7 protein-coding genes are annotated in these 7386 nt (G+C 76.9%); all 7 read left to right on the forward strand.

Going from position 1 to position 7386, the window contains the following annotated elements; translation table 11 throughout:
- The first annotated feature begins 39 nt into the window (after positions 1–39).
- Complete coding sequence (locus tag ACI8AD_RS15915; RefSeq protein ID WP_089404861.1) at positions 40–465, forward strand: DUF948 domain-containing protein; 426 nt, start codon at positions 40–42, stop codon at positions 463–465.
- Complete coding sequence (locus ACI8AD_RS15920) at positions 465–761, forward strand: hypothetical protein (RefSeq protein ID WP_456871490.1); 297 nt, start codon at positions 465–467, stop codon at positions 759–761. The genes ACI8AD_RS15915 and ACI8AD_RS15920 overlap by 1 nt, the downstream gene beginning before the upstream one ends.
- Positions 762–826: 65 nt before the next feature.
- A complete protein-coding gene (alaS, locus tag ACI8AD_RS15925) occupies positions 827–3514 on the forward strand; it encodes an alanine--tRNA ligase (protein WP_456871491.1) in 2688 nt (895 codons plus the stop codon).
- Between the two features lie 5 nt (positions 3515–3519).
- Positions 3520–4179, forward strand: a complete 660-nt coding sequence (gene ruvX, locus ACI8AD_RS15930) for a Holliday junction resolvase RuvX (protein ID WP_456871492.1) — start codon at positions 3520–3522, stop codon at positions 4177–4179.
- Complete coding sequence (gene mltG, locus ACI8AD_RS15935; protein ID WP_456871493.1) at positions 4176–5816, forward strand: endolytic transglycosylase MltG; 1641 nt, start codon at positions 4176–4178, stop codon at positions 5814–5816. The genes ruvX and mltG overlap by 4 nt, the downstream gene beginning before the upstream one ends.
- A complete protein-coding gene (locus ACI8AD_RS15940) occupies positions 5809–6636 on the forward strand; it encodes a shikimate dehydrogenase (RefSeq protein WP_456871494.1) in 828 nt (275 codons plus the stop codon). Before mltG ends, ACI8AD_RS15940 begins: the two co-directional genes overlap by 8 nt.
- Positions 6637–6640: 4 nt before the next feature.
- Entirely contained in the window at positions 6641–7306 is a 666-nt protein-coding gene (locus tag ACI8AD_RS15945) for a prepilin peptidase (RefSeq protein WP_456871495.1), read from the forward strand.
- Positions 7307–7386: the final 80 nt, after the last annotated feature.

A 7386-nucleotide genomic window follows, 5' to 3' on the forward strand; every position in this document is an offset into this window, starting at 1 on the left:
GACCACGCCGGCCGCCGACGCGAGAAGAGGAGACGCCGCGTGTCCGCAGGAGAGTGGGCCGGACTGATCGCCGCCCTGGCGCTGGTGCTGCTGGTGGCGTTGCTCGCCGTCCCGCTGCTCAAGCTCGGGCGCACGCTGGACGAGACGACGCTGACCATCCGCCAGGTGCGCGAGCAGAGCCAGCCGATCCTCGGCCAGGCCCAGACCACCATCGCCCAGGTCAACAGCAACCTCGAGCGGGTCGACGACATCACCGGCAACGCGGCCAACGTGTCGAGCAACGTCGCCGCGCTGACCAGCGTCGTCGCCGCCACCGTCGGCAGCCCGCTGATCAAGGTCGCCGCGTTCAGCTACGGCGTGCGCAGCGCCACCCGCAAGCGCCGGGAGGGCCAGGCGATCGCCGAGGCCGCCGCCCGCGACAAGGCCGACCGCCGCGCGCGGCGCGCCGCCCGGCGGGCCGCCTGATGCGCCGGCTGTTCTGGCTCGCGATGGGCGTCACGATCGGCGCCCTCGTCGTCCGCAAGCTCTCCCGCGCGGCGGAGAAGCTCACGCCCCAGGGCGTGGCCGGGGCCCTGGCCGAGAGCCTGCGCGAGCTCGCCGAGGCCATCGGCGACTTCGGCGCCGACGTGCGCGCCGCGGCCGCCGCGCGCGAGGAGGAGCTGCGCGCCGGCACCGGCCTCGACGCGCCGCTGCCCGACCGCGACCAGGCCCAGCTGCCCACGCTGCCGGCGCGGCGCGGCGCACACGCGGCCGACCGCTGAGCAGCTCCCACCCCGCGGGGGACGTCCCCGCCGCCACACCCCTGTCGCCAGAGACCGAGTAGGCCATGCAGACCGCCGAGATCCGCCGCCGCTTCCTGCACCACTTCGAGCAGCGCGGCCACACCGTCGTCCCCAGCGCCTCGCTGGTGTCGCCCGACCCCTCGCTGCTGTTCACCGTCGCCGGCATGGTGCCGTTCATCCCGTACCTGACCGGCCGGGAGCCCGCGCCGTTCCCGCGGGCCACCAGCGTGCAGAAGTGCGTGCGCACCCTCGACATCGAGGAGGTGGGCAAGACCACCCGCCACGGCACGTTCTTCCAGATGAACGGCAACTTCTCCTTCGGCGACTACTTCAAGGAGGGCGCCGTCCAGCACGCCTGGGACCTGGTCACCGGGCGGGTCGAGGACGGCGGGCTCGGCTTCGACCCCGACCGCATCTGGGTCACCGTCTACCTCGACGACGACGAGGCCGCCGACGCCTGGCACCGCATCGCCGGGCTGCCGCTCGAGCGCATCCAGCGGCTGGGCAAGAAGGACAACTACTGGCACACCGGCGCCGACGGCCCCGGTGGCCCGTGCTCGGAGATCTACTTCGACCGCGGTCCGGAGTACGGCCCGGACGGCGGCCCGCTGGTCGACACCGCCGGCGACCGGTTCCTGGAGATCTGGAACCTCGTCTTCATGCAGTACGAGCTCACCGACGTCCGGAGCAAGGAGGACTTCCGGGTCCTCGGCGAGCTGCCGAAGAAGAACATCGACACCGGCATGGGCCTGGAGCGGGTGGCCTACCTGCTGCAGGGCGTCGACAACATGTACGAGATCGACGAGGTCGCGCCGGTGCTGCGCCGCGCCGCCGACCTCGCCGGGGTCACCTACGGCAAGGACCACGACGCCGACGTGCGGCTGCGGGTGGTCGCCGACCACGTCCGCAGCGGGCTGATGCTCATCGGCGACGGGGTCACGCCGGGCAACGAGGGCCGCGGCTACATCCTGCGCCGGCTGCTGCGCCGCGCCGTGCGCTCGATGCGGCTGCTCGGCGTCGACGCCGCCACCTTGCCCGAGCTGCTGCCGGTCTCCCGCGACGCGATGGGCGCGAGCTACCCGGAGGTCGTCGCCGACTTCGACCGGATCAGCGCCGTCGCCTACGCCGAGGAGGAGGCGTTCCGGCGCACCCTCACCTCCGGCACCGCGCTGTTCGACACCGCCGTGGCGCAGGCCAAGGCCGCCGGCACGCCGTCGCTGTCGGGGGAGCAGGCGTTCTCGCTGCACGACACCTACGGCTTCCCGATCGACGTCACCCTCGAGATGGCCGCCGAGCAGGGCGTGACCGTCGACGAGGCGGGCTTCCGCGCGCTCATGCAGCAGCAGCGCGACCGGGCCCGCGCCGACGCCCGCGCCAAGCGCACCGGCTCGGTCGACGTCCTCGCCTACCGCCGGCTGCTCGCCGAGCACGGCCCCACCGACTGGCGGGCCTACGACACCCTGCGCACCGACTCGCGCGTCCTCGGCGTGGTCGGCGACCTGGGCGAGGACGACGCGCCGGCCGCGCCGGCCGGGCCGGGGGAGGTCACCCGCGTCGTCCTGGACCGCACGCCCTTCTACGCCGAGTCCGGCGGCCAGGTGGCCGACGCCGGCACGCTGAGCTGGGACGGCGGCCGCGCCGAGGTGCTCGACGTGCAGCGCCCGGTCAAGGGCCTGGTCGTGCACCAGGTGCGGGTGCTCGAGGGCGAGCTCGCCGAGGGCGCCGAGCTGACCGCCGAGGTCGACCGCGAGTGGCGGCTGTCGGCCTGCCAGGCGCACTCGGGCACGCACGTGGTGCACGCCGCGCTGCGCCAGGTGCTCGGCCCGCAGGCGCTGCAGTCCGGGTCCTACAACCGCCCCGGCTACCTGCGGCTGGACTTCGCCTGGCAGGGGGCGCTCACCCTGCAGCAGCGGCACGACATCGAGGACGTCGCCAACGCCGCCGTGCGCGCCGACCACCGGGTGCGCGCCGAGTACATGACGCTGCCCGAGGCCCAGGCCATCGGCGCGCTGGCGCTGTTCGGCGAGACCTACGGCGAGCAGGTGCGCGTCGTGGAGATCGGCGGGCCGTGGTCGCGCGAGCTCTGCGGTGGCACGCACGTCACCGGCAGCGCGCAGATCGGCACGCTGGCGCTGACCGGCGAGTCCTCGGTCGGGTCGGGCGCGCGCCGCGTCGAGGCCGTCGTCGGCCTCGAGGGCTTCCGCTACCTCGCCCGCGAGCGCGACCTCGTCCGCCAGCTCGGCGAGCTGCTCAAGGCGCCCACCGACGGCCTCACCGACCGGGTCGGCGGCATCCTGGCGCGGCTGCGCGACGCCGAGCGGGAGATCGCCGAGCTGCGCGCCCAGCAGAACCGGGCCGCGGCCGGGCAGCTGGCCGCCGACGCGCGCGACGTCGGCGGGGTCGCCGTCGTCACCGCCGCGCCGGCCGGGCTCTCCGGCGGCGACCTGCGCACGCTGGCCCTCGACGTCCGCGCGCGCCTCGGGGAGCGCCCGGGTGTCGTCTTGCTCGCCTCGGAGGCCGGGGGCAAGGTGGCTCTCGTCGCCGCGCTCACCCCGGCCGCGCAGGAGCGCGGCCTGTCGGCCAACGACGTGCTGCGCGCCGCGGCGGCCCCGGTCGGAGGCCGGGGTGGCGGGAAGGCCGACGTCGCCCAGGGGGGCGGCACGGACCCGGGCGGCATCCCCGCCGCCCTCCAGGCCGGCGAACAGGCGGTCGAGACCGCCGCAGGGAGGTGACCGGAGTGCCCGAGCAGCGCCCCGACGAGACCGGCGACGTGGGGGAGCGGCGCGTCCAGGGCCGCCCGGCGGTGCCGCCGTCGCGGCCCCGGCAGGCGCCGCCCCGGCAGCAGCCGCCGCAGCCGGTGCACCACCGCACCGAGCAGATCGACCTGCGCGCCGGGTTCCCGCCGGTCCGCAACGAGACCACCGAGATCGACCTGTCGCAGGGGCTGCCGCTGCCCCCGCGCCGTCCCCGGCAGGGCCGCCGGCTCGGAATCGACGTCGGCACGGTGCGGGTCGGCGTCGCGCTGTCGGACCCCACCGGCACGCTGGCCAGCCCGCTGGAGACCGTCGAGCGCCGCCGGGACGGGGGCGACCTGGACCGGATCGCCGCGCTGGTCGCCGAACACGAGGTGACAGAGGTGATCGTGGGGGAGCCGAGGCACCTGTCGGGTGCGTCGGGCGCCTCCGCGCGGGAAGCGCGTGCCTACTCTCGGTCACTCGCCGGGCGCATCGGCAGCGTGCCCGTGCACCTCGTCGACGAGAGGCTCTCCACCGTGACCGCAGCCAGTTCCCTGCGGGCGAACGGGCTCGACAGCCGCGCCCAGCGCCCCGTGATCGACCAGGCCGCCGCCGTGGTCATCCTCCAGGCCTATCTCGACTCCCAGCGGGAGCGCTCGTGACGGGTCCGGTCCCGCCGTACGGGGGGCGGGGCCGGCACGCGGGACCCGACGTCCTCCCCTCGGGCACCTGGCAGGGCAACCGGCCGGTCGACCTGCCCCGGACCGCGCAGCTGCCGGTGGGCCCGGTCCCGACCGGACCCGGCGCCGCCGGCTCCCGGTGGGCCGGGCCGGTGCTCAGCGGCCGGCACTCCGACCCCGGCGACGACGACCGCGACGACGACCGCACCGGGCCGCTGCCCGGCGGTGCGCCCGAGCCGCCCGCGACCGGCCTGCCGCCGCGCCCCAAGAGCGCCTGGTCGCGGATGGCCGACCGGGACGGTGCCGACGGGGGCGTCACCGACCCCGACGCCACCGTGGCCGCCTACCGCACCGACCCCGACCCGCACGAGGACGACGAGGCCACCGGCGGCCTGGAGGTCCTCGGCGCCGGCGGCCGCGACCCCGGTCGCCGGGGACGCCGCGGCCGGCGCGCCGCCGCGGAGGACGAGCACCACGACGACGTCCACACCGATCTGCACCACCACGACGACGACCACACCGACGAGCACCCCGTCCTCGGCTCGGGCCGCGCGACCCGCTCGGGGAGGCGCCGCCGCAGCCCGCTGGCCAACCTGCTCGCGCTGCTGGTCCTCGCCGGCCTCGTGGCCGGCATCGTCTTCGGCGGCCGCGCCCTCATCGGGCTGGTCAACCCCGAGGCCGAGGACTACACCGGCGCCGGCACCGGGACCGTGCAGGTCCGCGTCGGGGAGGGCGACACCCTCAGCGACATCGCCCGCACGCTCGTCGACGCCGGCGTCATCGCCTCCGGCGAGCCGTTCGTCGACGCCGCCGAGGGCCAGCCCGCGGCCACCGGCATCCAGCCCGGCGTCTACAGCATGCGCGAGCAGATGAGCGGCGCGGCCGCCCTCGACCTGCTGCTCGACCCCGCCACCCGCCAGGTCTCGCGGGTCACCGTGCCCGAGGGCTTCACCGTCGAGGCCACCCTGCAGCGCATCGCCGAGACCACCGGCCTGCCCATCGAGGACCTGCGCGCCGCCGCGGCCGACCCCGCCGCGCTGGGCCTTCCGGCCTACGCCAACGGCCAGCTCGAGGGCTTCCTGTTCCCGGCCACCTACGACGTCGAGCCCGACGCCACCGCCGCCGACGTGCTGGGGTCGATGGTCTCGCGGTTCACCGAGATGGCCGCGGACCTGCAGCTCGAGCAGCGGGCCGCCGCGGCCGGCCGCTCGGTGTACGACGTCGTCGTCGTCGCCTCGATGGTGCAGTCGGAGACCCTCCTCGACGAGGAGCGCCCGAACGTGGCGCAGGTGGTCTACAACCGGCTCACCGAGGGGATGCCGCTCGGCATCGACGCCACCCTCGCCTACGGCCTGCAGAAGAACGGCAACGAGCTCACCGTCACCGACCTGCAGACCGACAGCCCGTACAACACCCGCACGCGGGCGGGGCTGCCGCCGACGCCGATCAGCGCGCCCGGGGAGGCCTCGCTGGAGGCGGCGCTCGCGCCGACCACCGGCGACCTCCTGTACTACGTCCTGGAGTCCCAGGACGGCCGGCACTTCTTCACCGCCAGCTACGACGAGTTCGTGGCCGCCCGGCAGCGCTGCGCCGACGCCGGCCTCGGGTGCGGTGGCTGACGCGCCGGTGCCCGGAGCGGGTCCCGCCGGCCGGGCGGCCGTCCTCGGCCGCCCGGTCGGGCACTCCCTCTCGCCGCTGCTGCACCGCGCGGCCTACGCCGCGCTCGGCCTGACCGGCTGGACCTACGACGCGCTCGACCTCGGCCCCGAGGACCTGCCGGTCCTGCTGGCCGGGCTCGGGCCCGAGTGGCGCGGGTTCTCGGTGACCATGCCCTGCAAGCAGGCCGCCGTCGCGGTCGCCGACGACGTCGAGCCGCTGCCGCGCCTGCTCGGGGCGGCCAACACGCTGGTGCACACCGACACCGGCTGGCGGGCGGAGAACACCGACGTCCACGGCGTCGGGATGGCGCTGCAGGTCGGCGGCGTGGAGCGGGTCGCGCACGCCGCGATCGTCGGCGCCGGGGGGACGGCGGCCGCCGCGGCCGTGGCGCTCGCCGAGCTCGGCGCGGAGTCCGTCGACCTCCTCGTCCGCGAGCCGTCCCGGGCCGCCGACGTCGAACGGGTGCTGGGCGCGCTCGGCGTCGAGGCCGTCGTCCGGCGGATCGCGGACGGCCCGGTCGAGGCGCCGGTCGTCGTCAGCACCGTCCCGGTCGGCGCGCACCCCGACCTCGCCGGCCTGCAGTGGCGCGGCGGGCAGACCCTGCTCGACGTCCTCTACGCGCCCTGGCCCACCCCGCTGGCCGCGCGGGCGGAGGCGGCGGGCGCCACCGTGCTCGGCGGCCTGGAGGTGCTGTTCTGGCAGGCCACCGTCCAGGTGGAGCTGATGACCGGGCAGCCCGCACCGCTGGGCGCCATGCGCGCCGCCCTGGACGCCCGCTGACCGGGTGGACGACGTGCTCCCGCGCGAGCTCTTGCTCGCGCTCGCGCTGCTGACCGCCGCCGTCGCCGGCCCGCTGCTGGCCCGCACCGCCGTCCGGCTGGCCGCCCGCGACCCCGCCGCCCGCGCCACGCCGGCCCGCGCGCTCGTCTCGGCCGCCGTCCTCGCCGTCCTGCTCTGCGGCGCGGTGCTGCTCACCGGCGCCCGGCCGGCCACCGTCGGGCTCGCCTGGGCCGCCGGCGCCGCCGTCGTCCTCGCGCAGGTCGACCTCGCGGTGCACCGGCTGCCCGACCGGGTCACCTACCCGGCCGCCGGGGTCGCCGTCGCGGCCCTGCTCGCCGACGCCGCGCTGCTGGGCACCTGGCCGGCGCTGGTCCGCGCGCTGCTGGCCGCCGCCGCGGCCGGGGGCATCGCGCTGCTCGCCGCGCTGGCCGGCCCGGCGGGCCTCGGGCTCGGCGACGTCAAGCTGCTCGCGCTGCTGGGCCTGCTGCTCGGCTGGGCCGGGTGGGGCGTGCTGCTGGCGGGGGTGTTCCTCGGCCTGCTCGCCGGCGCCGCGGTCTCACTGCTGCTGGTGGCCACCGGGCGCGCGGGCTGGCGCACCGCGCTGCCGTTCGGCCCCCCGCTGCTGCTCGGCGCGGTGCTCGCCCTGCTGCTGGAGGGCCCGGTCGGCTGAGCGGGGCCGCGCGTGCGCCACGATCAGGGTCCCTGATCCCCGGGCGTCCTCCCGCACGGTGGGACGTGCGGGAGGACGCC

It is taken from the genome of Geodermatophilus sp. SYSU D00766, from assembly GCF_054049915.1.

What these genes read in the sequence shown, in the direction of transcription:
- ACI8AD_RS15920 (WP_456871490.1), top strand. Translation starts at nt 465, where the DNA reads ATGCGCCGGCTGTTCTGGCTCGCGATGGGCGTCACGATCGGCGCCCTC.
- alaS (WP_456871491.1), top strand. Translation starts at nt 827, where the DNA reads ATGCAGACCGCCGAGATCCGCCGCCGCTTCCTGCACCACTTCGAGCAG.